At 58.4% G+C, this 24,800-nt stretch carries 23 protein-coding genes; 18 read left to right on the top strand and 5 right to left on the bottom strand.

The features are described 5' to 3' along the window. Nucleotides 1-22: 22 nt before the first annotated feature. Complete coding sequence (locus tag AQ621_RS02275; RefSeq protein ID WP_058340094.1) at nt 23-619, bottom strand: Maf family protein; 597 nt, start codon at nt 617-619, stop codon at nt 23-25. Nucleotides 620-769: 150 nt separating this feature from the next. Here AQ621_RS02275 and AQ621_RS02270 point away from each other — a divergent pair, with 150 nt between their 5' ends. From AQ621_RS02270 to putP, 12 genes are all read left to right on the top strand, one after another. After that, a complete protein-coding gene (locus tag AQ621_RS02270; protein ID WP_058340093.1) occupies nt 770-1,327 on the top strand; it encodes a YceD family protein in 558 nt (185 codons plus the stop codon). A gap of 30 nt (nt 1,328-1,357) precedes the next feature. Next, a complete protein-coding gene (gene rpmF / locus AQ621_RS02265) occupies nt 1,358-1,537 on the top strand; it encodes a 50S ribosomal protein L32 (protein WP_022988074.1) in 180 nt (59 codons plus the stop codon). Between the two features lie 43 nt (nt 1,538-1,580). After that, nucleotides 1,581-2,585 carry a phosphate acyltransferase PlsX gene (gene plsX / locus AQ621_RS02260; protein ID WP_201785312.1) on the top strand — a complete coding sequence of 335 codons (1,005 nt, stop codon included), beginning with the start codon at nt 1,581-1,583 and terminating at the stop codon, nt 2,583-2,585. Between the two features lie 122 nt (nt 2,586-2,707). Beyond that, a complete protein-coding gene (fabD, locus tag AQ621_RS02255) occupies nt 2,708-3,646 on the top strand; it encodes an ACP S-malonyltransferase (RefSeq protein WP_058340092.1) in 939 nt (312 codons plus the stop codon). A gap of 15 nt (nt 3,647-3,661) precedes the next feature. Beyond that, the gene (gene fabG / locus AQ621_RS02250) at nt 3,662-4,405 is read left to right on the top strand and encodes a 3-oxoacyl-ACP reductase FabG (RefSeq protein ID WP_022988071.1); all 744 of its coding nucleotides are present in this window, start codon (nt 3,662-3,664) and stop codon (nt 4,403-4,405) included. A gap of 131 nt (nt 4,406-4,536) precedes the next feature. Next, complete coding sequence (gene acpP / locus AQ621_RS02245) at nt 4,537-4,770, top strand: acyl carrier protein (protein ID WP_022988070.1); 234 nt, start codon at nt 4,537-4,539, stop codon at nt 4,768-4,770. A 125-nt stretch (nt 4,771-4,895) separates the two neighbouring features. Continuing rightward, nucleotides 4,896-6,143, top strand: a complete 1,248-nt coding sequence (fabF, locus tag AQ621_RS02240) for a beta-ketoacyl-ACP synthase II (protein WP_058340091.1) — start codon at nt 4,896-4,898, stop codon at nt 6,141-6,143. 7 nt (nt 6,144-6,150) lie between these two features. Continuing rightward, nucleotides 6,151-6,963 (top strand): aminodeoxychorismate lyase, encoded by an 813-nt coding sequence (pabC, locus tag AQ621_RS02235; protein WP_058340090.1) that lies wholly within the window; start codon nt 6,151-6,153, stop codon nt 6,961-6,963. Next, nucleotides 6,963-8,033: an endolytic transglycosylase MltG gene (gene mltG / locus AQ621_RS02230; RefSeq protein WP_082640848.1), complete on the top strand. Its 1,071-nt coding sequence runs from the start codon at nt 6,963-6,965 to the stop codon at nt 8,031-8,033. Before pabC ends, mltG begins: the two co-directional genes overlap by 1 nt. Then, nucleotides 8,033-8,668 (top strand): dTMP kinase, encoded by a 636-nt coding sequence (gene tmk / locus AQ621_RS02225; RefSeq protein WP_022988066.1) that lies wholly within the window; start codon nt 8,033-8,035, stop codon nt 8,666-8,668. The genes mltG and tmk overlap by 1 nt, the downstream gene beginning before the upstream one ends. 68 nt (nt 8,669-8,736) lie before the next feature. After that, nucleotides 8,737-9,516, top strand: a complete 780-nt coding sequence (locus AQ621_RS02220) for an AraC family transcriptional regulator (protein ID WP_058340089.1) — start codon at nt 8,737-8,739, stop codon at nt 9,514-9,516. Between the two features lie 302 nt (nt 9,517-9,818). Continuing rightward, nucleotides 9,819-11,309 (top strand): sodium/proline symporter PutP, encoded by a 1,491-nt coding sequence (gene putP / locus AQ621_RS02215; protein WP_058340088.1) that lies wholly within the window; start codon nt 9,819-9,821, stop codon nt 11,307-11,309. 323 nt (nt 11,310-11,632) lie between these two features. On the opposite strand, the gene acnB is transcribed toward putP, so the two are convergent. Next, the gene (acnB, locus tag AQ621_RS02210) at nt 11,633-14,227 is read right to left on the bottom strand and encodes a bifunctional aconitate hydratase 2/2-methylisocitrate dehydratase (protein ID WP_058340432.1); all 2,595 of its coding nucleotides are present in this window, start codon (nt 14,225-14,227) and stop codon (nt 11,633-11,635) included. Between the two features lie 258 nt (nt 14,228-14,485). On the opposite strand from acnB, the gene AQ621_RS02205 reads away from it, so the two are divergent. Beyond that, nucleotides 14,486-15,094 carry a MiaE family protein gene (locus AQ621_RS02205; protein WP_058340087.1) on the top strand — a complete coding sequence of 203 codons (609 nt, stop codon included), beginning with the start codon at nt 14,486-14,488 and terminating at the stop codon, nt 15,092-15,094. A gap of 290 nt (nt 15,095-15,384) precedes the next feature. Here the strand turns inward: AQ621_RS02205 and AQ621_RS02200 are convergent, their stop codons facing one another. Continuing rightward, complete coding sequence (locus AQ621_RS02200) at nt 15,385-16,263, bottom strand: LysR family transcriptional regulator (protein ID WP_022988061.1); 879 nt, start codon at nt 16,261-16,263, stop codon at nt 15,385-15,387. 157 nt (nt 16,264-16,420) lie between these two features. On the opposite strand from AQ621_RS02200, the gene AQ621_RS02195 reads away from it, so the two are divergent. Both AQ621_RS02195 and AQ621_RS02190 read left to right on the top strand, forming a co-directional pair. Next, nucleotides 16,421-17,191, top strand: a complete 771-nt coding sequence (locus AQ621_RS02195; protein ID WP_058340086.1) for a ferredoxin--NADP reductase — start codon at nt 16,421-16,423, stop codon at nt 17,189-17,191. Between the two features lie 32 nt (nt 17,192-17,223). Further along, nucleotides 17,224-18,024 carry a hypothetical protein gene (locus AQ621_RS02190; RefSeq protein WP_264753797.1) on the top strand — a complete coding sequence of 267 codons (801 nt, stop codon included), beginning with the start codon at nt 17,224-17,226 and terminating at the stop codon, nt 18,022-18,024. On the opposite strand, the gene AQ621_RS02185 is transcribed toward AQ621_RS02190, so the two are convergent. Then, a complete protein-coding gene (locus tag AQ621_RS02185; RefSeq protein WP_058340084.1) occupies nt 18,019-18,744 on the bottom strand; it encodes a UDP-2,3-diacylglucosamine diphosphatase in 726 nt (241 codons plus the stop codon). The genes AQ621_RS02190 and AQ621_RS02185 overlap by 6 nt on opposite strands. Beyond that, complete coding sequence (locus tag AQ621_RS02180; protein ID WP_058340083.1) at nt 18,741-19,241, bottom strand: peptidylprolyl isomerase; 501 nt, start codon at nt 19,239-19,241, stop codon at nt 18,741-18,743. Before AQ621_RS02180 ends, AQ621_RS02185 begins: the two co-directional genes overlap by 4 nt. Nucleotides 19,242-19,401: 160 nt before the next feature. Between AQ621_RS02180 and AQ621_RS02175 the strand changes: the two genes are divergently transcribed. From AQ621_RS02175 to AQ621_RS02165, 3 genes are all read left to right on the top strand, one after another. Beyond that, nucleotides 19,402-21,081 carry a glutamine--tRNA ligase/YqeY domain fusion protein gene (locus AQ621_RS02175; RefSeq protein WP_058340082.1) on the top strand — a complete coding sequence of 560 codons (1,680 nt, stop codon included), beginning with the start codon at nt 19,402-19,404 and terminating at the stop codon, nt 21,079-21,081. Continuing rightward, a complete protein-coding gene (cysS, locus tag AQ621_RS02170) occupies nt 21,081-22,466 on the top strand; it encodes a cysteine--tRNA ligase (protein ID WP_058340081.1) in 1,386 nt (461 codons plus the stop codon). The genes AQ621_RS02175 and cysS overlap by 1 nt, the downstream gene beginning before the upstream one ends. A 151-nt stretch (nt 22,467-22,617) precedes the next feature. Then, complete coding sequence (locus tag AQ621_RS02165) at nt 22,618-24,798, top strand: malate synthase G (RefSeq protein ID WP_022988053.1); 2,181 nt, start codon at nt 22,618-22,620, stop codon at nt 24,796-24,798. Nucleotides 24,799-24,800: the final 2 nt, after the last annotated feature.

The following is a 24,800-nucleotide window of genomic DNA, read 5'->3' as shown; positions in this document are numbered from 1 at the left end:
AAGCAGTCCTGGTCCGGCTTGATCAGGGCTGCAGCAGCGGATTAACGCCCAGTTCCCTGAGTAGGTCGATCAGCGCAATCAGTGGCAGGCCGATCAGGCTGTTCGGGTCTCGCCCTTCCATGCTTCGGAACAGGGCAATACCGAGCCCTTCCATCTTGAAGCTGCCGGCGCAGTCGTAGGGCTGTTCCTTATTCAGGTAGTTTTCGATTTCTTCAGCTGTCAGTTCCCGGAAGTGGACCTCGAAAGGTTCGCACCGGGTTTTCAGGGTGCCGGTACGGGTGTCCAGTACCGCAAGCCCGGTCAGGAATCTCACGCTGTTGCCGCTGCTGAGGCCTAGTTGTTCCCGGGCCTTCCGGTGGCTGCCGGGTTTGTTCAGTAAGGTGCCGTCCGGTAGTGTGGCCACCTGGTCGGAGCCGATGATGATTGTGTCCGGGTAGTGTTCTGCCAGCGCCCGGGCCTTGCCGGTGGCCAACCGGAGCGCGAGTTGTTCGGCGGATTCGCCGGGAGCCGGCGTTTCATCAATGTCCGGGCTCGCACTGTTAAAGGGTAGCCCCAGCCTTGCCAGCAGCTCTTTGCGGTAAGGGGAGGATGAGGCGAGCAGCAGGGGCGGTTGGTTCATGAATGCCTTCTGGTTCCGGTGTATGGTGCGGTGATTCAGGCGGAAACGCCGGAGGTTATCGTAAAATACCCCTACTTAAACGGGAAGGGGTGGGTTAAAAGCGATTAAGTCTTTGACAGCAGGCGGTCTCGCCCCTAAAATTGCGCGCCTATGTCTGAAGCACCGAATGCTCAACTGCCAAAATCCGTAGACCCTAACCGGCTGGCGGAACAGAACACGACCCTGGAGGGAATTATTCCGCTCGCGGGGCTTGTTCGTTTCTCCGAAGCGGTTCCGGGGTTGCCGGAAGGCAGCGAGTGCCACGTTAAGCTTTCCTTTTTTATGGATAGCGAACGTCGCCGGTTGGTGTCGGGTGAAGTATCCGCACCGGTGATACTGGAATGCCAGCGTTGCATGAATAACATGCAGACAACGCTGGAATCCCGTTTTGATTTGGGGCTTGTGCTCAACGATGAGCAGGCTCAGAGGTTGCCCAAGGCGTTGGAACCCTTCCCGATGGAAGACTACAACGCAGATTTGTGGGCCATGGTGGAAGATGAACTGTTGCTGGTTCTGCCGCCGTTCCCCCTGCATGAACGCCAGGATTGCCCGGCGAGCAAGGAACTGGAAGCACTGGAACCACAGCAGGCCACCGAGAAGCCCGAGGCAAAGAAACGCGAGGATAACCCGTTCAGTGTTCTGGCGGGCCTCAAGAACACCAAGCACTAACGTTTTCGTAATCAGGTCAGGAGCATAATCATGGCTGTACAGCAAAATCGCAAGACCCGTTCCAAGCGCGGCATGCGCCGTTCACACGATGCCCTGAGCACTGCTGCTCTGAGCACCGACGCAACTACTGGTGAAGTGCATCGTCGTCACCACGTATCTCCGGACGGTTTCTACCGCGGCAAGCAGGTTGTTGAAGCTCGCGACGAGTAAGATCGTCGGGAAACTCTTCTGACCTGTGTCGCATGGACCCGTGGTGAGTAAACCAGTCACCATAGCCATTGATGCCATGAGCGGTGATCGTGGCGCTTCAGTGGTGGTCCATGCAGCGCTGGAAGCAGTGCGCGAAAATGAGGCCTTGAGTCTCGTTCTGGTAGGTATCCGGAGCGAGCTCGAGGCCTTGTTGCGTGATGGGCATGCCAGAATCCGCATTGTTGAAGCGGCGGATGTGGTGCGCATGAACGAGCGCCCCTCCCATGCGCTGCGACACAAGAAAAACTCCTCTATGGCCATTGCGCTCTCCCTGGTGCGCGACGGCGAAGCCCAGGGCTGTGTCAGTGCCGGAAATACCGGTGCGCTGATGGCTTTCGGGCGATCTATTATCCGCATGTATCCCGGCATTGAGCGGCCGGCCATTGCCAAGCTGGTTCCCTCGTTGCGGGGCCGTTGCCACGTGCTCGACCTTGGCGCCAACGTGGATTCCAGCGCCGAAAACCTCTACCAGTACGCCTTGATGGGATCGCTGATGGCCACCGCCATCTGTAGCCTGGCCGAACCTCGCGTGGCCCTGCTGAACGTGGGTGAGGAAGAGATCAAGGGCAACGAACAGGTTCGCCTGGCCTCCCATATGCTTGCCCAGTGCGACACTCTGAACTACATAGGGTATGTCGAGGGCAACGACCTTTTCCGTGATGTGGCCGATGTTGTAGTGTGTGACGGCTTTGTGGGCAATATTGCCCTGAAGACCGGTGAGGGTGTTGCGGGGTTGCTGATCGAACTGCTGGAGCAGGCCTTTACCCGCTCGCTATGGGGGCGCTTTGTGGGGCTCCTGGCCAAGCCGATTATCGGCCGGCTTTTGCAGCTGATGGACCCTTCACGGCATAACGGTGCCAGTTTGCTGGGGCTTCAGGGAGTCGTTATCAAGAGCCACGGCAACGCCAACGAGCGTGCGATGCTGGCGGCAATCCGGCAGGCAGTTCGCGAAGTGGAGCTGGAAGTGCCCCGTCGCATCAACGAACGGCTCGATGACCTGATGTTATAGGTCGCCAACGGCTGCTGAGACTAAAGTCTGCCCGCATTTGCGCCCTTATTCGCGGATAATTGGCCTGAGTTGTACTATTGGCTAATCTCCACCCACCCTTCAATGACGATAAGATTCCGCCCATGAAATCAGCGTTTATTTTCCCCGGACAAGGCTCCCAGTCGGTAGGCATGCTTTCTGCTGCTGCCGAGGCGTGGCCTATGATCAGTGAAACCTTTGATGAAGCGTCTAATGTTCTGGGCTATGACTTGTGGCACCTGTGCCAGCATGGGCCGGCTGAAGAGCTGAATCAGACCATGGTAACCCAGCCTGCGTTGCTGACCGCCAGTGTCGCCTTGTGGCGCCAGTGGTGCGTGTCTGAAGGCCCGCGCCCGGACTTCTTGGCTGGCCACAGCCTGGGTGAGTACAGCGCCCTGGTGGCGGCTGAGAGCCTCGACTTCATTGAAGCTGTAAAGCTTGTTCAACTGCGCGGCGAGCTGATGCAGGATGCCGTGCCTGCCGGTGAAGGCAAGATGGCAGCCATCCTGGGCCTGGAAGACGCCGATGTGGTTGCGGCCTGTGAAGAAGCCGCCCAGGGCGACGTGGTTGCAGCAGTGAATTTTAACGCACCCGGCCAGGTGGTGATTGCCGGTTCCGCTGCGGCGGTAGAGCGCGCAATCGAGGCTTGCAAGGCAAAGGGTGCCCGCAAGGCTATGCCGCTGCCGGTCAGCGTGCCTTCCCACTGTTCCCTGATGAAAGGCGCTGCCGAGCAGCTGGCTGAAGCACTGGAAGATGTCCGCTTTAACGATGCTGTCATTCCGGTGGTTCAGAATGTGAATGCGGCCGTGGTTAAAGATGCCGATACGCTCAAGGCAAACCTCCTGAAGCAGTTGTATTCTCCGGTGCTTTGGACAGACTCTGTGCGGGCGTTGGTTGCCGAGGGCGTTAACGTGTCGGTTGAGTGTGGTGCCGGCAAGGTTCTGGCCGGGCTGGCCAAGCGCATTGATCGCCAGTTGGCGGTGAACAGCATCGAAGATCCCGATTCTCTGCCAGCCGCCCTGAAGGCGTTTGGCCAGTCCTGATAAACGGAGTTGTTTATGTCTTTGGAAGGCAAAGTTGCACTGGTAACCGGTGCTACCCGGGGGATTGGCAAGGCCATTGCCCATGAGCTGGCCCGGCAGGGCGCGGAAGTTGTGGGTACGGCTACCAGTGCTGAAGGTGCCGAATCCATTACCGAAGGCCTGAAGTCTGCTGGCTTCAAGGGCTACGGCATTGTGATGAACGTGGCCGATGCCGACAGCATCGAGGCGGGCCTGAAGCAGCTGACCGAACAGTCTGGTGCTCCGCAGATCCTGGTCAACAATGCGGGTATCACCCGTGATAACCTGTTGATGCGCTTGAAAGACGACGACTGGACGTCGGTGCTGGAAACCAACCTTTCCAGCGTTTACCGTACCAGCAAGGCCGTTTTGCGTGGTATGGCCAAGGCCCGCTGGGGCCGGATTATCAATATCAGTTCCGTGGTTGCCGGCATGGGCAACCCGGGGCAGGGCAATTATTGCGCTGCCAAGGCCGGGGTTGAGGGCTTCACCCGCAGCCTGGCCAAAGAAATGTCTAACCGCGGCATTACCGCTAACTGTGTAGCGCCCGGTTTTATTGACACCGATATGACCAAAAAACTGGACGACAAGCAGCGTGACGCTATGCTGGAAATTATTCCGGCAGGGCGTTTGGGCGAGCCGGAAGAAGTAGCTTCTGTGGTGGCTTTCCTGGCCTCTGAGGGCGCAGCTTACGTTACCGGAGAAACCATTCATGTGAATGGCGGCATGTACATGGGTTGAGCCCGTTTCGGGCTGTAGTGCAACCCCTTGTCGCACAACATGTTTAACTGAATCCCTGCTTGTTTGCAGGTAGGGTTTAAACTAAACTGGCAGCCATTGAGTTGCTTGGTTGACACTAAAGTGAGGACATTATGAGTACAGTTGAAGAGCGCGTGAAGAAGATTGTTTGTGAGCAGCTGGGCGTTAAAGAGTCCGAAGTTCAGAACACATCTTCTTTTGTAGAGGATCTTGGCGCTGACTCACTGGACACTGTTGAGCTGGTTATGGCCCTGGAAGAGGAATTCGAAACTGAAATTCCTGATGAAGAGGCTGAGAAGCTGGGCTCCGTTCAGGACGCAATCGACTATATTGTCGCGCATACCTGATACTCAGCAGATCAGATAGCCAGGCTAAAAGCCGTCCTTTAGGCTTCTTGAAGGACGGCTTTTTTATTGGCTGAATATCAGCATTTCGGTTAAAAACGACACGGAATATTCAGGTGAGTGGGGTTATGAGCAAGCGACGGGTTGTCATTACAGGCATGGGGATGTTGTCCCCGGTAGGGAACGATGTCAGTACCTCCTGGAACGCAGTGTGTGCCGGGCGCAGTGGCATTGGCCAGATCGACCGGTTCGATGCCAGCGAGTATGGCACGCGTATCGGCGGGGCGGTGAAGGACCTGGACATCGAACCCTGGCTGTCTTCCAAGGAAGCCCGCAAGCTTGACGCCTTCATTCACTATGGCCTGATTGCCGCCCAGCAGGCGGTGGACGACAGTGGCCTGGAACAGTTCGACAAGCTCGACAAGGAGCGGGTGGGCATTGCCATCGGTTCCGGTATTGGCGGCCTGGAGTACATCGAAAAGAACATTATCCAGATGGAAAAGGCCGGCCCCCGCAAGGTATCTCCGTTCTTTGTGCCGGCGTCTGTAATCAATATGATTTCCGGTAATGCGGCTATCCGGTTTGGCTACAAAGGCCCGAACATCGCCATTGTGACCGCCTGCACCACCGGTACCCACAACATTGGCTATGCGGCCCGCACCATCGCCTATGGCGACGCTGACGTGATGCTGGCCGGTGGTGCCGAAATGGCCACCACCCGTTCCGGCATTGCGGCATTCTCTTCCGCCCGTGCCCTGTCGACCCGCAATGATGAGCCGGAAAAGGCCAGCCGCCCCTGGGACAAGGAGCGCGACGGCTTTGTGTTGAGTGATGGGGCTGGCGTGCTGGTCCTGGAAGATCTGGAACATGCAAAAGCCCGTGGCGCGACGATTTACGGCGAAGTGGTCGGCTTTGGCATGAGCGATGACGCCCACCACATTACCGCACCCCCTGCAGACGGCGACGGCGCTGCCCGGTCCATGGCCAATGCCTTGCGGGATGCGGGCCTGAAGCCGGAAGAAGTGGATTACATCAACGCCCACGGCACATCGACCCTGGTGGGTGATGTAGCCGAAGTGGCTGCTGTTAAATCGGTATTTGGTGGCCATGCGGAAAAGCTGGCCATGAGCAGCACCAAGTCCATGACGGGCCACCTGCTGGGCGCTGCCGGTGCCGTTGAGGCCATTTTCTCGGTGCTGGCCCTGCGCGAAGGCATTCTGCCGCCAACCATCAACCTGGATAACCCGGATGAAGGTTGCGACCTGGACTTCGTGGCCAATCAAAGCCGCCAATCCGATGCCCGGGTAGCGCTGTCCAACTCCTTCGGCTTTGGCGGTACCAACGGTACGTTGATTTTCCGCCGTTACGAAGGCTGAGACCTCTGTGGTAAAGCGCTTCTGGGCTGATGAAGCCGGTTTGCCAGCGGCAGACCGGGGCCTGGCCTACGGTGATGGCCTGTTTGAAACCATTCGTGCAGAAGGGAGTTCAGCCCCCTGGCTGGATTACCACCTGGCCCGGCTGGTGCGGGATGCTGCCCGGCTGGGAATTGAGGTGCGGCTGGACGAATTGCTCGCGGCTAGCGGCGAAGCCCTTGAGCGTTACGGAAGCCCCGGGAAGGTGTGGGTCCTGAAACTGATCCTGACCCGTGGCGCGGGTGGGCGAGGCTATCGCCCGGGGGCCGGCATGGAGCCCAACCTGCTGGTTTCCTGTTCCGATGCGCCGCCGATGCCCGATTCTGCCGGCGTGGTGGCGGAGTTCTCGTCAGTACCCCTTACGGTCAATCCCTTGCTGGCCGGTATCAAATCCCTCAACCGCCTCGAACAGGTGATGGCAGCCCGGGAGCTCTCCGGCGACTGTTTTGAGGTGCTGATGGCAGATGCCGCAGGGCATATTGTCGAGGGCACCCGAACCAATCTGTTTGTACTCACTGATGAGGGCTGGATAACACCCCCCGCGAATTCGGTGGCCGTGGCCGGTGTTATGCGCCAGCTGGTTATCGAGCGCTTGCAGCAGGCCGGGGAGGCGTTCCAGGAAACACCCATCACCAGGGAACAGTTGCAGCCGGAAGTATGCCGGGGCCTGTACCTCACCAACAGCGTGCTCGGGGTAGTGAGGGTTCGCAACCTGGCGGGCCAGGATTTGCCTGCAGAGCGGTGCCTTGCGACAATCTGCCATCTCTCCACAACTTTGGAATAATGCGTGTGTTCAGGAAGTTACTGATTCTGATTGTGGCCCTCGCGGTTCTGGCGGCGGCTGGCGCTGGTTTGTGGCTATGGCAGGGCCTGCAGACCCTGAAGCAACCGGTTGCCCTGGATGAGCCGGTGTTGTTCAGTGTAGAGCAGGGCACCTCCTTTGGCCGGCTGGCGCAGAAGCTGTCGGACGACGGCCTGGTCAGCGATCCGCTCTGGTTAAAGCTATACGGCCGCCTGAACCCGGAACAGACCCGTATCAAAGCCGGTGACTACGAACTTCAACCGGGGATGACGCCACTGGCCATGCTCGACACTATGGTTGAGGGCAAGGTGAAACTCTGGTCCGTCCAGTTTATTGAAGGCTGGACCTTCTCTGACATGAGAACCGCCCTGGCCAACTCCAGGCAGCTCCGGAAAGAAACCACAGACTGGACTGACGAGCAGGTTATGGAAGCCGTTGGCGCCGAAGGCCAACACCCTGAGGGTTGGTTCTTCCCGGATACCTACATGTTCAGTGGCAGCGAGACCGACCTGGATATCCTCAAACGCGCCTATAAGCGGATGACGGCTGTCCTTGAAGAAGAGTGGGAGAACCGGGAAGAAGGCTTGCCCTATAGCTCCCCCTACGAAGCATTGATCATGGCCTCGATTGTCGAGCGGGAAACCGGTGTAGCCTATGAGCGGCAGCAGGTGGCCGGTGTGGTTGTGCGCCGCTTGCAGAAAGGCATGCGCCTGCAGACCGACCCGACGGTGATCTACGGCATGGGTGACAGCTACGATGGCCGTATCCGTACCCGGGACCTGCGCGCCTACACGCCCTATAACACCTACCGGATTGACGGCCTGCCACCCACGCCCATTGCCTTGCCCGGCCGGGATTCGGTACATGCCGCCTTGCACCCGGACGACGGCGACGCCCTGTACTTCGTAGCCCGTGGTGACGGCAGCCACACGTTCTCCCGCACCCTGGCCGAACACCAGAAAGCGGTCCGGGAGTTCCAGCTGAACCGCAGAGAAGATTACCGATCCTTCCCGGCACCGGATGCCGGCGCAGATGACAACGAGGAAAACTGATGGCTGCCAGAGGCCGCTTTATTACCTTTGAGGGCACCGAGGGGGTTGGTAAATCCACCCAGTTGCAGAACGCGGCAGACACGCTGACATCGCTGGGGATTGATGTGGTGGTTACCCGTGAACCGGGCGGCACGCCCATGGCGGAAAAGATCCGGGAGCTGTTGCTGGCCCCCAGGGAAGAACCGGTGCATGAAACCACCGAACTGCTGCTGATGTTCGCCGCCCGTGCGCAGCACCTGCACAACCGGATTCTGCCGGCACTGGCCGCAGGCAAGTGGGTGCTGTGTGATCGCTTTACCGATGCCACCTTCGCCTATCAGGGCGGGGGCAGGGGAGTGCCTGAGGAGCGCATAGCGCTGCTGGAAACCCTGGTGCAGGGCGATGTTCGGCCGGACCATGTTGTCCTTCTGGACGCACCGGTAGAAACCGGCATGGCCCGCGCAAAGAAGCGGGGCGAACTGGACCGGTTCGAGCAGGAAGAACTGGCCTTTTTCCAGCGGATTCGCGATACCTACCTGGCCCGGGCGACCGCTGCACCCATGCAATACCATGTTGTGAATGCCGCCTTGCCCCTGGCGCAGGTTTCGGAAAGTGTGACGGGATTGCTGTCGGCCCTTGCCCGCGTTGATAGTTGATTTCGTGCACTTTCTGTCGCGATCTGCTTTAATTGCAACACATTCTCGATTAAAGGCGTGCAGCTTGAATGCTTGACGCAAAGCTTCTGAAACTGCCGGTCAATTCACACCAACACCATCACGAACATCACCAGATTGTGGTGGGCGTGCGTGGCGCTGCCGAACTGAGTGTCGACGGCGTGGGTTCGTTTCTGGACACCTGGAAAGCCTGCCTGGTGCCAACCGAAGCCCGGCACGACTACTGCGGGGACCACGAGAACCACGTGCTGGTGATTAACCTGGACCCGCTGAGCCCTGTCCTGGATTCCCCGGCCCATGCCGACTACGAACGCATGGCCGGGGTCTTCGAGAGGCCCCGCACTATCCAGATGGACAACCGGCTGCAGGGCCTTGTGCAGTTTGCCGCCGGAGAATTCGACCGCTCCCCAGATAACGAACCCCTGCACCGGCACCTTGCGGCCAGTATCCTGTATTCCATGGCCGACCGGATTGTAGACGGGCAGGCCACCCGTGCCAGCCGGCACAGCATCAGCCCGGACGCCATTCGCCGGTATATCGTCGATAACCTGCACCGGAAGATCACCGTGCAGGACCTGGCCCGGGAAGCCTGCCTGAGTACCAGCCGTTTCCACGAAGTGTTCCGAGAAGTGTCGGGCATTACCCCGCATCAGTTTCTGATACAGACCCGACTCGACCAGGCCGTGCGCCTGTTGTCGTCAACGTCCCTCTCGGTGTCTGAAATCAGTTACCGGACCGGCTTTTCCTCCCAGAGCGCACTCACCAATGCCCTGCGCAAATACAAGGGAACGACCCCGTCCCGGTTACAGATTGGTGACCGGGTAGCTTGATCTGCCCGTAAAACCGACAGTCCCGTAGGATTGTGCAAAACAATCGTAGGATTTTGTAAGCCGGGAATCCGTAGTAATACTAACTTATAGCGTCTGTATTCCCGCCTTGCGGAAGCAGGGTAGGCGATTGTCGCAAACCAGCGGCGGTCGACTATAGTGAAGGAGTATCCGTGCGGGTAAGTCCCGCTCCAGTCAGGAAGATTTCAGGTAAACAAGAAAAACAGTGCAGTCCGCAGGCCGGGTGCCGGCGCTGTGCTCTGAGAGCGGACCGAGGTCCGACTCACTTAAACCGGAGGAGCCTTATGGCTATTGGCGTTTGGATCAGTCTATTTGCGTACTTTGCAATCATGATTGCCATTGGCATTTATGCAATGCAGAGATCTACGTCTTCATCTGAAGATTACATGCTCGGTGGGCGGGCACTCAGCCCGAAAGTAGCGGCACTGTCTGCCGGTGCTTCCGATATGAGTGGCTGGTTGCTTCTGGGTCTGCCCGGGGCATTGTATGTATCCGGTCTGGCTTCAGCCTGGATCGGTATCGGCCTGTTTGTGGGCGCATTCTTTAACTGGGTTCTGGTGGCACCCCGCCTGCGGGAACAAACCGTTCACTACGGTAACGCCATCACCATCCCGTCTTTCCTTGCAAACCGGTTCCCGACTCAGGCTCTGTCCCTGAGAACCGTGTCTGCCATTGTTATCGTTATCTTCTTTGCGGTTTACACCGCATCCGGCCTGGTTGCCGGTGGCAAGCTGTTTGAAAGTGCCTTTGCCGGCATCTTCAACTTCGGCGGCCTGAGCGATTATGCAGTGGGTATTGTAATCACCCTCGGCGTGGTTCTGGCCTACACCGTAGTAGGTGGCTTCCTGGCAGTGAGCATGACCGACTTCGTGCAGGGCTGCATCATGATGCTGGCACTGGTGATCATGCCGGCAGTTGTGCTGTTCGGTGAAGGTGGCGGTGGCTTTGCTCAGGCGTCCCAGACCTTGAATGAAGTTGATCCGACCTTGCTGTCCTGGACAGAGGGGCTCACCTTTATTGGCTGGCTGTCGGCCGTCACCTGGGGCCTGGGCTATTTTGGCCAGCCGCACATCATCGTGCGCTTCATGGCTATACGTTCCCTGAAAGACGTTCCGACCGCCCGTAACATCGGTATGGGCTGGATGGCGATCTCCCTGATCGGTGCCATCTCACTGGGTATCTTCGGCCGTGCCTACGCCGTTCGTAACGGTATGGACATCGCAGACCCGGAAACCATCTTCATCATCCTGTCTGATCTGCTGTTCCACCCGCTGATCACCGGCTTCCTTTACGCAGCCCTGCTGGCGGCGGTCATGAGCACCATCTCCAGTCAGCTGCTGGTATCGTCTTCCTCACTGACTGAGGATTTCTACCGCCTGTTCCTGCGCAAAGAAGCGACCGACAAAGAGTGCGTCAACGTCGGCCGTGCCTGCGTTGTTGCAGTTGGCCTGGTGGCGGCAGTTATCGCCTCTGACCCGAACTCCCAGGTTCTGGCCCTGGTCAGTAACGCCTGGGCAGGCTTCGGTGCCGCCTTCGGCCCGCTGATCCTGCTGTCCCTGATGTGGTCCCGCACCAACGGCGCCGGTGCCATTGCCGGTATGGTCGTGGGTGCTGCGACTGTAATGATCTGGATCTCCCTGGGCTGGAACGGCAGCTTCATGGGTGGCCCGGGCGTATATGAAATCATCCCTGGTTTCGTTGCCGCCTTCATTGCCATCGTAGTGGTCAGCCTGGCCACCAAGGATTCTGGTGAGTACCAGCATATCCAGCGGTAACAGAATCCACTGATTCACATCAGTGTTCTGACAAGGGCTCCCCAAGGGGAGCCCTTTTTTGTACCTGAAACCCACACATGGTTCTGCGCTGGCCACGGGGTGGGGGAGTCTTTTCTGCAGGGAAAAAGATGTCTGAGCGAAGCGAGTTGTTTTTCCCTGCAGAAAAGACTCCCCCGCCGCGGGGCCGGCAAAACTCCCGAGCCTGAGTTTAGGGCCGGTAATAGCGGCACTGGGTTTCCTGAAAAAGGTAAACCTGAGGCATAAAAAAACGCCAGCCCGAAGGCTGGCGTTTCAGATCAGAGGTAAAGCTACCTCAGAGGGTCTCAGGCTACGGAAGCCTCAGATGCCTTCTGGGTGTACTCTTCCATCTGGTCGAAGTTGAGATACTTGTAGATCTCTTTGGACATGCTGTTCAGGTCCTTGGCGTACTCCATGTACTCCGCAGGAGTCGGGAGTTTGCCCAGTACCGCGCCCACAGCTGCCAGTTCCGCAGAGGTCAGGTACACGTTGGCACCATCACCCAGACGGTTCGGGAAGTTACGGGTAGAGGTAGACAGAACCGTAGACTTGGCAGCTACACGTGCCTGGTTACCCATGCACAGGGAGCAGCCCGGCATCTCGGTGCGAACACCGGCGGTGCCGTAGGTGTTGAAGTAGCCTTCTTCCATCAGCTGCTGCTGGTCCATCTTGGTGGGCGGAGACATCCACAGACGGGTCTTGAGCGGCTCTTTGTTCTGCTCAAGCAGCTTGCCGGCAGCGCGGAAGTGACCGATGTTGGTCATGCAGGAACCGATGAACACTTCGTCTACCTTGTCGCCAGCCACTTCGGACAGGAACTTGGCATCGTCAGGGTCGTTCGGGCAGCACACGATCGGCTCTTTGATGTCGGCCAGGTCGATTTCGACCACGTGGGCGTATTCTGCGTCTGCATCAGCACGCATCAGCTTCGGATTGGCCAGCCACTCTTCCATCTGCTGGGCGCGACGCTCCAGGGTACGCGGATCGCCGTAACCTTCGGCAATCATCCAGCGCAGCATCACGATGTTGGAGCGCAGGTACTCGGCAACAGACTCTTCAGACAGGTTGATGGTACAACCGGCAGCAGAGCGCTCAGCAGAAGCGTCAGACAATTCGAACGCCTGCTCAACGGTCAGGTGCTCCAGACCTTCGATTTCCAGGATGCGGCCAGAGAACTCGTTGATCTTGCCTTTCTTCTCAACGGTCAGCATGCCGTTCTTGATGCCGTACAGCGGAATGGCGTGTACCAGGTCACGCAGGGTGATGCCCGGCTGCATTTCGCCTTTGAAGCGAACCAGAACGGATTCCGGCATATCCAGCGGCATAACGCCGGTGGCTGCAGCAAACGCTACCAGGCCAGAACCGGCCGGGAAGGAGATGCCCATCGGGAAACGGGTGTGGGAGTCACCACCGGTACCCACGGTGTCCGGCAGCAGCATGCGGTTCAGCCAGGAGTGGATGATACCGTCGCCCGGACGCAGGGAAACACCGCCACGGGTACGGATGAAGTCCGGCATGGTGTGCTGCATTTTAACGTCAACCGGCTTCGGATAAGCGGCGGTGTGACAGAAGGACTGCATAACCAGGTCAGCCTGGAAGCCCAGACACGCCAGGTCTTTCAGTTCGTCACGGGTCATCGGACCAGTGGTGTCCTGGGAACCAACAGTGGTCATGTGCGGCTCGCAGTAGGTACCCGGGCGCACGCCCTGGCCTTCTTCCAGACCGCAGGCCTTGCCGACCATCTTCTGGCCCAGGGTGAACCCCTTGGTGCCGGCTTCCGGATCTTTCGGCAGGCGGAACAGGTCTGTCGGGCCCATGCCCAGTGCAGTACGCGCCTTGGCGGTCAGGCCACGGCCGATGATCAGCGGGATACGACCGCCGGCCTGAACTTCGTCCAGGATGACGTCAGACTTGAACTTGAACTCGGAGATGGTCTCGCCGGCTTCGTTCAGGATCTTGCCTTCGTACGGGCGGATTTCGATCACGTCGCCCATGTTCATGTTGTCTACAGGTGCTTCGAAAACCAGGGCGCCGGCATCTTCCATGGTGTTGAAGAAGATCGGGGCAACCTTGTTACCGATACACACACCGCCGGCACGCTTGTTCGGCACGCCCGGGATGTCGTCGCCGAAGAACCACAGAACAGAGTTAGTGGCAGACTTACGGGAAGAACCGGTACCGACTACGTCGCCTACGAAGGCAACCGGCAGGCCCTTGGACTTGATTTCTTCAATCTGGCTCATCGGGCCAGTTACGCCGGGCTCTTCCGGCTTCAGGCCGTCGCGCTCCATCTTATAGGCGGCGCGGGCGTGGAGCGGGATGTCCGGGCGGGACCAGGCATCCGGAGCCGGAGACAGGTCGTCGGTGTTGGTTTCGCCGGTTACCTTGAACACGACCATCTTGGTGCTCTCGGGAACCTTGTTCTTGTTGGTGAACCACTCGGCATTGGCCCAGGACTCAACAACAGACTTGGCAACGGCGTTGCCGGCGTCCATCTTTTCTTTAACGTCGTTGAACGCGTCGAACATCAGCAGGGTGTGCTTGAGTTCTTCACCAGCCAGTTCGGCCAGCTCGCTGTCGTCCAGAAGGTCGACCAGAGTAGCGATGTTGTAGCCGCCCTGCATCATGCCCAGCAGCTGGACAGCCTTCTTCTTGTCGATCAGCGGGGAAGCAGCTTCGCCTTTAACGATCGCGGTCAGGAAAGCAGCTTTTACGTAAGCGGCTTCGTCCACTCCCGGCGGAACGCGGTTTTCCAGCAGGTCAACCAGGGTGGCTTCTTCACCGGCCGGCGGGTTCTTCAGCAGCTCGATCAGACCAGCAGTCTGCTCGGGGTTCAGGGGCTTGGGCGGGATACCCAGGGCTTCACGTTCAGCAACGTGTTCACGATAGGCTTCTAACACGATATGGACCCTCATCAGTTGGAATGTTCCGCGCTGTGGGCGTGGTGCCCGGCGGGAGTTTTTTGGCGAAAAGGCCGCAGGAGCCTCTGAATAAGGCCTCAAATCACCGATGGGGTTTCAGGATTTATTCAGAGACTCCTTGATCTGGCGCTGCATTCTATAGGAAAGCCCTTATAAAGTTAAGTTGGACAGAGGTCGGAGAGATCTGTTAGGTGCGTTATACTCCCGCGCTTGTTGAACCGGACGGTTGCCAAAGCCATGAACGAAGCCCTGCAAGAGATACACGATTTCCTGCCCTGCCGAACGCCATCGCGCTGGATCGAGAACGCCCTGGCCAACCAGGACCTGATGCTGATTGACCACGCCCATTGCGAAAAGAAAGCAGCCTCTACGGCCCTGAGCCTGATGTACCGGTATGTGGACAACACCGACCTGCTGAACAAAATGTCCCGCCTGGCACGGGAAGAACTGCGGCACTTCGAGCAGGTGCTGGCGATCATGAACAAGCGGGGAGTGGCCTACACCCACCTGACGCCGGCCCGCTACGCCGCCGGCCTGCGGGAAGCCGTGCGTAAGGACGATCCGGGCCGCCTGGTGGATGTGCTGATTGTCGGCGCCATCATCGAAGCCCGCTCCTGCGAGCGCTTCGCGGCCCTGGCACCGCACCTTGATGAGAAGCTGGCGGAGTTCTACAACAGCCTGCTGAAATCCGAAGCGCGGCATTACCAGGATTACCTGAAGCTGGCGGTACAGGCCAACGGCGGTCCGGTGGATGAGCGGGTGGCGGAGTTTATGGCCATCGAGCAGCGGCTGATTGAAGAGCCGGATTCGGAGTTCCGGTTTCATAGCGGGCCTTTGGTTAACTGAAATTTTTGCCACGGAATCCACGGAAGGACACGGAAAAAGGAAAATGATTTGCCACTAAATCCACGAAAGAACACGAAAAAATAAGAACTATTTTGCCACGGACACTCACGGACGCTCACTGACAACAGATAAAATTCTCTGTGTTGTTGTCCGTGTAATTCCGTGAGTGTCCGTGGCTAAAAATCTTTAAAGCTTTTCTTTTCGTGTCCTTTCGTGGATTTAGTGGCAAAAAATTCTTTAATCTTTTCTTTCCGTGTTTTTCAGTGGATTCCGTGGCAAAAAAACAGTCTTTAAAGCTCCTGGCACAAGGCCATCCACCGGGCAATCCCCGCACTCCGGTACTTCTGCTTGTGCAGGATGAAGTAGAAGTGCCGGTCAAACTGCCGGTGGGGCACTTTCAGGGGCACCAGGCTGCCGCGTTTGAAGGCATCGGCCAGTACCACTTCTGACAGACATCCGATGCCCAGGTCCGCTTCCACGGCGCGCTTGATGGCTTCGGTGTGTTCCAGTTCCAGCAGTACGTTCAGGTCTGGCAGCAGGCCGTGCATGCCGCGCTCGAAGCTCTGGCGGGTGCCGGAGCCCTGTTCCCTCAGAATCCAGGTGGCGGCGCGCAGGTCGTCGTCGGTCAGTTCGCCCTTTGCTGCCAGCGGGTGGGTAGGGGAGCAGAAGGCCACCAGCCGGTCTTCCCGCCAGGGGATCACCTCCAGTTCCGATGCTTGTAGCTCGCCTTCAATCAAACCGATGTCCAGCTCAAAGTCCCTGACCCGCTTTGCGATGGTGCTGGTGTTAGCCACTTCCAGCGATACTTTCGGCCGGGTAGGGGTATTCATGTATTGGGCCATCACGCCAACGGCCAGATAGTTACCTATGGTCAGTGTGGCACCCACTTTCAGGGCGCCTACTTCCGAGTGCTTGCTCAGGGCCTGTTCCAGTTCGGTGGCCTGGGCCAGCAGGGACTCGGCCTTGGGCCGGTACAGCCTGCCCAGCTCGTTCAGCTGCAGGCGTTTGCCTACACGGTCGAACAGCTGGATGTCGAACTGGTTCTCCAGTTCCTTCAGGGCACTGCTGGCAGCCGACTGCGACATGGCCAGGGATTCCGCAGCCCGGGTGATGTTCTGGAAGTGGGCGGCGGCAAGGAAGACTTCGAGCTGACGGAAACTGTATTTCATGATTGGTCCGGCACTGTTGGGGCTTTTTAATGGGTGGGGCCATATTATCGATAAAATCGAACAGGTTTATGAGAACAGCCTGTTTTGTCGATTTCAAGCAAAAGGTTAAACTGGTTACCAATTGATGACTGACCGCAAATAATCTGGCGAGGGCTCCATGAGCAATATGATGAAAGAAACCGTGACCAGTGTGCATCACTGGAACGACACCTTGTTCAGTTTCAAAACCAGCCGGGACCCGGCCTTCCGTTTCAAGAACGGCCATTTTGTGATGATCGGTCTGGAAACCGATGGCAAGCCGCTGATGCGTGCCTACAGCATCGCCAGTGCCAATTACGAGGAAGAACTGGAGTTCTTCTCTATCAAGGTGCCCGATGGCCCGCTGACTTCCCGCCTGCAGCAGATCAAGGTAGGTGACGAGATCCTGGTCAGCCGCAAGCCCACCGGCACCCTGGTGCTGGATAACCTGCTGCCGGGCCGCAACCTTTGGCTGATCAGCACCGGTACCGGACTGGCGCCGTTTATGAGCATAATCAAAGACCCGGAAGTGTACGAAGCCTTTGATAAGGTGATCCTTACCCACGGCGTGCGCTACGTGTCTGAGCTGGCGTACCAGCAAGAGATCGACGAATTGCCGGAGAATGAATTCTTTGGCGAGATGGTGTCCGGCAAGCTGCTGTACTACCCGACCGTTACCCGGGAGCCGTTCCGCAACCAGGGCCGCCTGACTGAAGCCATGAAAACCGGCAAGATCACGCGGGATCTGGGCCTGCCGGACTTCGATATCGAGCAGGACCGCTTCATGATTTGCGGCAGCCCGAGCATGCTCAAGGATACCTGCAACATCCTCAACGACATGGGCTTTAAAGAAGCCCGTGGCGGCGACATGGGCCACTATGTCATCGAACGGGCATTTGTAGAGCAGTAATGAAGCCACTGATTTCGCTGTTGCTGACGGCCATGCTGCTGGCCTTGTCCGGGTGCGATGCGGACCGGGACCCGGTGACGGCGGACTCGCTGGCCCTCAAGCCTGCCCAGCTGGACTGGGTGGGCCAGAAAATCTTCGCCAACGAATGCGCCAGCCGGTTTGACTGCCTGGTGCATTGGAATGAAGGCGAAGCCTTTCCGTCTCTGGGTATCGGGCATTTTATCTGGTATCCGGAGGGGGTGGAGGGTCGATTCACAGAAAGTTTCCCTCAGCTTATCCGCTACATGGTGCAACGCCAGGCCAAGGTGCCGGACTGGTTGCGCAACCTCGAGCCCTTCGATGCGCCCTGGCCCGACCGGGCTGCGTTTCTCGCCCTGGAAGATTCTTCCAGGGTTGCCGAGTTGAGAGAGTTTCTGGCCGGAACCCAGGGGCTTCAGGCGGAGTTTATTTTTCGGCGGGCAGCGGAATCTCTGGGCAAGATCGTGGCGGCGGCTCCGGAGAATCGCCAGCAGCAGGTAAGTGCTCGCCTGGAAGCCTTGAGTGCCACCCCCGGCGGCGTATACGCCCTTATGGATTATGTGAACTTCAAGGGCGAGGGGCTGGCGGAAGGTGAGCGTTACCAGGGTCAAGGCTGGGGGCTGTTGCAGGTATTGCTGGAGATGGACGCGGCAGGCGATAAAACCGAACTGCAGTCGTTCCGGGAAGCCGCCGGCCGGGTGCTTACCCGGCGGGCAGAGAATGCCGAGAATCCGATTGAGCGGGAACGCTGGCTGCCAGGCTGGCTGAAGCGGCTGGAAACCTATCGGGAGCCGGCGGGCGGCCCCGAATCATAGCGGGACTTTCTTCAGTTCCGGTTCCTGTCCTGAACGGGCTTCCAGCCACCAAACGTGCGTGTCCCAGTCACCCAGAACAATCCTCCAGGCGGGTTCGCCGTTGGCTTCCAGGTCATGGATGGCCGGGCGGTGAGTGTGGCCGTGGATCATCAGCTGTACGCCATGATGTTCAAGCTCTTTCACCACTTCTTCGGGCGTGACATCCATGATGTCTTCGGCTTTGCCCTGATTCTTGGCCATGGACATCTGGCGCAGCTGTCGCGCCATCTGCTGGCGGTCTTCCAGTGGGCGGGCCAGCATCATTTTCTGCATCTGCGGATTACGCATGTTGGCCCGGAACTTCTGGTATTCCACGTCGGCGGTGCACAGGCTGTCGCCATGCATCAGCAGGGCAGGGGTGCCATACAGGTCGACCACAGTAGGGTCGTCCAGCAGGGTGGCGCCGGCCCGTTCGCAATAGTCATTGCCGATCAGGAAGTCACGGTTGCCGTGCATCAGAAAAATCTCTGTGCCGCTATCCCGCACTTCACGGAGAGCAGCGGCTACCTGTTCCTGTAGCGGCGTGCGTTCGTCATCGCCAATCCAGGCTTCAAAGAAGTCGCCCAGAATGTACAGCTGCTCCACACCCATGGCGTGGGTTTTCAGGAACCCGAGAAAGGCGCCCGTGATGTCCGGGCGCGATTCTTCCAGGTGCAGGTCGGAGATAAACAGCGTGGTCACGCGTCCTCCAGAACCTCGGCCTTCTCGATAACCACGTCCTCGAAGGGAACGTCCTGGTGGCCGGCGTTCATGGTGGTGCGAACGGCGCGGATCTGATTCACCGTGTCCATGCCGTCGACAACCTTACCGAACACGCAGTAACCCCAGCCTTCGGCGTTCTTGGCGGTGTGGTCCAGGAAGCCGTTGTCCTGCACGTTGATGAAGAACTGGGCAGTTGCGGAGTGCGGGTCCATGGTGCGGGCCATGGCGATGGTGCCGGTTTTGTTGCTCAGGCCGTTATCGGCTTCGTTCTGGATAGGCTCGCGGGTTTTGCGCGGAGTCATGCCCGGCTCGAAGCCGCCGCCCTGGATCATGAAATTGCTGATTACCCGGTGGAAGATCAGGCCATCGTAGAAACCTTCACGAACATACTGCTCGAAGTTCTTGGCGGTTTCCGGCGCGTTTTCGTAGTCCAGTTCCAGTTTGATATCACCGAGGTTGGTTTTCAGCAGAATCATCAGGGCTTCCTGTAGTTTGAGGTCGGAATGATCAAAGTCGCTATTGTACTGAAGAGTTTCGTTGTGTGCATGAGTCCTGAGACTATTTGTGAGTATAATAGGCGGTTTCACGGAGCCTTCGGATTGCTCCCATGTTTCATCCCCCGTTGACAGAGATTGTATGAGCGCCGAGTCGAAGAAAGCCCACAACTTTATTCAAAGCCTGATCGAAGATGCCATCGCCAAGGGCGAGCACACCGGCACGGTCGTTACCCGTTTTCCGCCGGAGCCCAATGGTTATCTGCACGTTGGTCACGCCAAGTCCATCTGCCTGAATTTCGGCATTGCCGAAACCTTCGGTGGCGAATGCAACCTGCGCTTTGATGACACCAACCCGGAAAAAGAAAGTCAGGAGTATATCGACGCCATCAAGCAGGATGTCGAGTGGCTGGGTTACAAATGGGCAGACGAAGTACTCTACGCTTCCGATTACTTTGACCAGCTGTATTTATTCGCTGAGGAGCTGATCCAGAAGGGCAAGGCCTATGTGTGCGCGCTGAATGCCGAACAGATGGCTGAGTACCGGGGTTCCCTGAAAGAGCCTGGCAAGAACAGCCCTTACCGTGACCGTCCGGTGGAAGAGAGCCTGCAGCTGTTCCGGGATATGCGCGACGGCAAGTTCCAGAACGGCGAACTGGTGTTGCGGGCCAAGATTGACATGGCCTCTCCGAACATCAACATGCGGGACCCGATCCTGTACCGCATTCGCTATGCTGACCATCATCAGACCGGCAGCAAGTGGTGCATCTACCCGATGTACGACTTCACCCATCCGATTTCCGATGCCCTGGAAGGCATTACCCATTCCCTGTGCACCCTGGAGTTCGAAGATCACCGGCCGCTGTACGACTGGGTGCTGGATAACATCACTATTCCGTGCCACCCACGCCAGATCGAATTTGCCCGGCTGAACCTGAACTACACCATTACCAGCAAGCGCAAGCTGAAGCGGCTGGTGGACGAAAACGTGGTAGACGGCTGGAACGATCCCCGGATGCCGACCATCTCGGGCATGCGTCGCCGCGGTTACACCCCGGAATCCATCCGGAGTTTCTGCGACATGATCGGTGTGAACAAGGCCGGCGGTACCGTGGATGTGGGCATGCTGGAATATGCCATTCGCGAAGACCTGAACGACCGGGCGCCCCGCGCCATGTGCGTGATGCGCCCGCTCAAGGTGACCCTGACCAACTACCCGGCCGACCAGGTTGAAACCCTGACCCTGCCGGTGCATCCGCAGAAGCCGGAGATGGGTGAGCGGGAAGTGACCTGGAGCCAGACCCTGTACATCGACCGGGAAGACTTCGTGATCGAGCCGCCACGCAAGTGGAAGCGGCTGGCCCCGGACCAAGCGGTGCGCCTGCGCGGTGGTTACGTGATGACCTGCAAAGAGGTTGTGCGTGATGACAGTGGCGAAATTGTCGAGCTGAAGTGCGAATACGATCCGAACACCCTGGGCGTGAACCCCGAAGGCTACAAGCCTAATGGCGTGATTCACTGGGTGTCGGCCACTGATAGCGTTGAGTCAGATATCAATCTGTACGACCGTCTGTTCAACCACGAGAACCCGGACAGCGACAAGGAAGGCGACTTCCTGGACCACCTGAACCCGGAATCCCTGGTGGTGCTGAAAGGCGCGCGGGTAGAGAAAAGCCTGGCCGAGCCGCGTACCGACCTGCCTTACCAGTTCGAGCGGGAAGGCTATTTCTTCTGCGACCAGGAACTGACCGCCAAGGCCGGCAAGCCGGTGTTCAACCGTACCGTGACCCTGAGGGATTCCTGGGGTAAGGGAGGCAAGTAATGCGCATCTACAACACGCTGACGCAGCAAAAGGAAGAGTTCAAAACCATCGAGCCGGGCAAGGTGCGCATGTATGTGTGCGGCATGACGGTTTACGACTACTGCCACCTGGGCCATGCCCGGGTGCTGGTGGCCTTCGATGTGATTACCCGGTACCTGCGCCACCGTGGTTATGATGTGCACTACGTGCGCAACATCACCGATATCGACGACAAGATCCTGCGTCGGGCGGACGAAAACGGTGAGGTCTACACCGACCTGACCGACCGCATGATCCACGCGATGCACGAAGACGAAGCGCGTCTGGGCGTGCTGGCGCCCAATGACGAGCCCCGGGCAACAGCTTACATCGACGACATCATCGCCATGATCCAGACCCTGATTTCCGGCGGCCACGCCTATGCGGCGGACAACGGCGATGTGTACTTTGCGGTGGATTCGTTCCCGGATTACGGCAAGCTCAGCAAGAAGAAGCTGGAGGACCTGCTGGCAGGTGCCCGGGTGGACGTGCAGGAAGCCAAGCGCAGCCCGGCGGACTTTGCCCTGTGGAAAGCCGCCAAGCCGGGTGAGGTGAGCTGGCAGTCGCCCTGGGGTGAAGGTCGCCCGGGCTGGCACATCGAGTGCTCTGCCATGTCCACCAAGTGTCTGGGTGATACCTTCGATATCCACGGCGGCGGCCCGGACCTGCTGTTCCCGCACCACGAGAACGAGATTGCCCAGTCCGAGTGCGCCACCGGCCACAAGTTTGTGCACACCTGGATGCACGCCGGCGCCATTCGTGTAAACAAAGAAAAGATGTCCAAGTCTCTGGGCAACTTCTTCACCATTCGCGAGATCCTGGAAAAGTACCCGGCGGAAGTGGTGCGCTATTTCCTGGTGTCCAGCCACTACCGCAGCCAGGTCGACTATTCCGAAGACAACCTGGCCGAAGCTGGCCGCACGCTGACCAAGCTGTATCACGCCCTGCGTGGCATCACGCCGGCGAAAGAAGCCGATGTGCCGGAATCCGACCATGATCGTCGGTTTGCCGAGGCTATGGACGACGATTTCAACACCGCAGGCGCCATTGCTGTGTTGCACGCGGTAGCTAATGACATTAATCATCAGCGCCGGGAAGGTGACGAAGAGGCTGCCAAGCGCAGTGCGGCCGTGCTGGTGCGTTTGGGTGCGGTGCTGGGCTTGCTGCAGCAGGACCCGGAAGCGTTCTTCCAGGCGGATACCGGCAGTGAGCTGACGGCGGAAGATATCGAGGCGATGATCCAGGCCCGCGCCGACGCGCGCAAGGGAAAGGATTTTGCTGAAGCAGACCGCATTCGCGATGAACTGCTGGACAAGGGCATTATCCTGGATGACAGCCGGGAAGGAACCACCTGGCGCCGCGCCTGAGATCCGGTTGATACACATAAAGTCGCATTGTGCTGAGTGGGAATGACCTTGTAGGGATTTTCACGTACAATGCGCCGCTCAAATACTAATGCCCCCGCACCTGGTGCGCTAAGGGGGAGTCGGGAAACATAACCCATCGAGGCAAGCAACGATGACAGAACGCGTTCAAGTTGGCGGCATTCAAATCGCCAAGAATCTGTACGATTTCGTAAACAACGAAGCGATCCCGGGTACCGGCGTTGACGCTGAAAAATTCTGGGCCGAGTTCGACAAGATTGTGAACGAGCTGGCTCCGCGCAACCGCGACCTGCTGGTCAAGCGCGACGAGATCCAGGAAAAAATGGACACCTGGAACCGTGACCATAAAGGCCAGAAGCTGGACATGGCCGAGTACAAGGCCTTCCTGAAAGAAATCGGTTACCTGGTTGACGAGCCGGCGGATTTCAAAATTTCTACCGCCAACGTAGACCCGGAAATCGCCACCATGGCCGGCCCGCAGCTGGTTGTGCCGATCATGAACGCCCGTTTCGCGCTGAACGCTGCCAATGCCCGCTGGGGTAGCCTGTACGATGCCCTGTACGGCACCGATGCTATTTCCGAGGAAGGCGGTGCCGAGAAAGGCCGTGGTTACAACCCGGTTCGTGGTGCCAAGGTTATCGAGTGGGCCCGCAAACTGCTGGACGGCTCCGCGCCCCTGGCTTCCGGCAGCCATAACGATGCTGCCAGGTACTACATCGACGGCGGCAAGCTGGCGGTGAAACTGCAGAACGGTGAAGTGACCGGCTTGAAAGACGAGTCCGGCTTTGTGGGTTACACCGGCGCTGCCGATGCACCTACCGGTATTCTGCTGGTGAAGAACGGCATGCACTTCGAAATCCAGGTCGATGCCAGCCATCCGATCGGTAAAGACGACGGTGCCAACGTTAAAGACGTTCTGATGGAATCAGCCCTGACCACCATCATGGACTGCGAAGACTCCGTGGCTGCCGTAGACGCGGATGACAAGGTGCTGGCCTACAAAAACTGGCTGGGCCTGATGAAGGGTGACCTGGAAGAGTCCTTCGAGAAAGGCGGTCAGATGATGACCCGTCGCATGAATGGCGACCGCAGCTACACCGGCGCTGACGGCAGCGAAGTTACCCTGAAGGGCCGCAGCCTGCTGTTCGTTCGTAACGTCGGCCACCTGATGACTAACCCGGCTATCCTGCTGAAAGACGGCAGCGAGATTCCGGAAGGCCTGATGGACGGCCTGGTTACGTCCCTGATTGCCATCCACGACCTGAAGGGTGACGGCAAGTTCCAGAACAGCACCAAGGGTTCTGTGTACATTGTTAAGCCCAAGCAGCACGGCCCGGAAGAAGTGGCCTTCACCAACGAATTCTTCGGCCGCGTTGAAGATGCCCTTGGCCTGCCGCGCTTTACCCTGAAAGTCGGCATTATGGACGAAGAGCGTCGCACCACGGTTAACCTGAAAGCCTGTATCCACGCTGCCAAAGAGCGCACCGTGTTTATCAACACCGGCTTCCTGGACCGTACCGGCGACGAGATTCACACCTCCATGGAGCTGGGTCCGTTTATCCGTAAGGGTGAGATGAAACAGGCGGCCTGGATCAGCGCCTACGAGCAGTGGAACGTGGACATCGGCCTGGAAACCGGCCTGTCTGGTGTTGCCCAGATCGGTAAGGGCATGTGGGCCATGCCGGACCTGATGGCTGGCATGCTGGAAGCGAAGATCGGTCATCCGAAAGCGGGTGCCAACACGGCATGGGTTCCGTCTCCGACTGCCGCTACCCTGCACGCCACGCACTACCACCAGGTGAATGTGTTCGACGTACAGAAAGAACTGGCTAACCGCGAGCGTGCGTCCCTGGAGGACATCCTGACGGTGCCGGTGATGGAAGATCCGTCTGCCCTGACTGCCGAAGACATCCAGCAAGAACTGGACAACAACGCCCAGGGCATTCTCGGCTACGTAGTTCGCTGGATCGATTCCGGTGTTGGCTGCTCCAAGGTGCCGGATATCAACGACATCGGCCTGATGGAAGACCGCGCAACTCTGCGTATCTCTTCCCAGCTGCTGACCAACTGGCTGTACCACGGTATCTGCACCGAAGAGCAGATCATGGAAACCATGAAGCGCATGGCAGCCGTGGTCGACAAGCAGAACGCCGGCGATGCCGGGTACCGCAACATGGCGCCGAACTTCGACGACAGCATTGCCTTCCAGGCGGCTGTGGACCTGGTTCTGAAAGGTCGCGAACAGCCGGCCGGCTACACCGAGCCGCTGCTGCACGCCTATCGTCAGAAGGCAAAAGCCAAGTACGGTCAGTAAGA

It is taken from the genome of Marinobacter sp. P4B1, from assembly GCF_001447135.1.
GTDB classification, from domain to species: domain Bacteria; phylum Pseudomonadota; class Gammaproteobacteria; order Pseudomonadales; family Oleiphilaceae; genus Marinobacter; species Marinobacter vinifirmus.
Note: the sequence above shows the minus strand (reverse complement) of the source record. Positions and strands in the feature narration are given on the sequence as shown.

What these genes read in the sequence shown, in the direction of transcription:
- AQ621_RS02275 (WP_058340094.1), bottom strand. Translation starts at nt 619, where the DNA reads ATGAACCAACCGCCCCTGCTGCTCGCCTCATCCTCCCCTTACCGCAAA.
- AQ621_RS02270 (WP_058340093.1), top strand. Translation starts at nt 770, where the DNA reads ATGTCTGAAGCACCGAATGCTCAACTGCCAAAATCCGTAGACCCTAAC.
- rpmF (WP_022988074.1), top strand. Translation starts at nt 1,358, where the DNA reads ATGGCTGTACAGCAAAATCGCAAGACCCGTTCCAAGCGCGGCATGCGC.
- fabD (WP_058340092.1), top strand. Translation starts at nt 2,708, where the DNA reads ATGAAATCAGCGTTTATTTTCCCCGGACAAGGCTCCCAGTCGGTAGGC.
- fabG (WP_022988071.1), top strand. Translation starts at nt 3,662, where the DNA reads ATGTCTTTGGAAGGCAAAGTTGCACTGGTAACCGGTGCTACCCGGGGG.
- acpP (WP_022988070.1), top strand. Translation starts at nt 4,537, where the DNA reads ATGAGTACAGTTGAAGAGCGCGTGAAGAAGATTGTTTGTGAGCAGCTG.
- fabF (WP_058340091.1), top strand. Translation starts at nt 4,896, where the DNA reads ATGAGCAAGCGACGGGTTGTCATTACAGGCATGGGGATGTTGTCCCCG.
- mltG (WP_082640848.1), top strand. Translation starts at nt 6,963, where the DNA reads ATGCGTGTGTTCAGGAAGTTACTGATTCTGATTGTGGCCCTCGCGGTT.
- tmk (WP_022988066.1), top strand. Translation starts at nt 8,033, where the DNA reads ATGGCTGCCAGAGGCCGCTTTATTACCTTTGAGGGCACCGAGGGGGTT.
- AQ621_RS02220 (WP_058340089.1), top strand. Translation starts at nt 8,737, where the DNA reads ATGCTTGACGCAAAGCTTCTGAAACTGCCGGTCAATTCACACCAACAC.
- putP (WP_058340088.1), top strand. Translation starts at nt 9,819, where the DNA reads ATGGCTATTGGCGTTTGGATCAGTCTATTTGCGTACTTTGCAATCATG.
- AQ621_RS02205 (WP_058340087.1), top strand. Translation starts at nt 14,486, where the DNA reads ATGAACGAAGCCCTGCAAGAGATACACGATTTCCTGCCCTGCCGAACG.
- AQ621_RS02200 (WP_022988061.1), bottom strand. Translation starts at nt 16,263, where the DNA reads ATGAAATACAGTTTCCGTCAGCTCGAAGTCTTCCTTGCCGCCGCCCAC.
- AQ621_RS02195 (WP_058340086.1), top strand. Translation starts at nt 16,421, where the DNA reads ATGAGCAATATGATGAAAGAAACCGTGACCAGTGTGCATCACTGGAAC.
- AQ621_RS02190 (WP_264753797.1), top strand. Translation starts at nt 17,224, where the DNA reads ATGCTGCTGGCCTTGTCCGGGTGCGATGCGGACCGGGACCCGGTGACG.
- AQ621_RS02180 (WP_058340083.1), bottom strand. Translation starts at nt 19,241, where the DNA reads ATGATTCTGCTGAAAACCAACCTCGGTGATATCAAACTGGAACTGGAC.
- AQ621_RS02175 (WP_058340082.1), top strand. Translation starts at nt 19,402, where the DNA reads ATGAGCGCCGAGTCGAAGAAAGCCCACAACTTTATTCAAAGCCTGATC.
- cysS (WP_058340081.1), top strand. Translation starts at nt 21,081, where the DNA reads ATGCGCATCTACAACACGCTGACGCAGCAAAAGGAAGAGTTCAAAACC.
- AQ621_RS02165 (WP_022988053.1), top strand. Translation starts at nt 22,618, where the DNA reads ATGACAGAACGCGTTCAAGTTGGCGGCATTCAAATCGCCAAGAATCTG.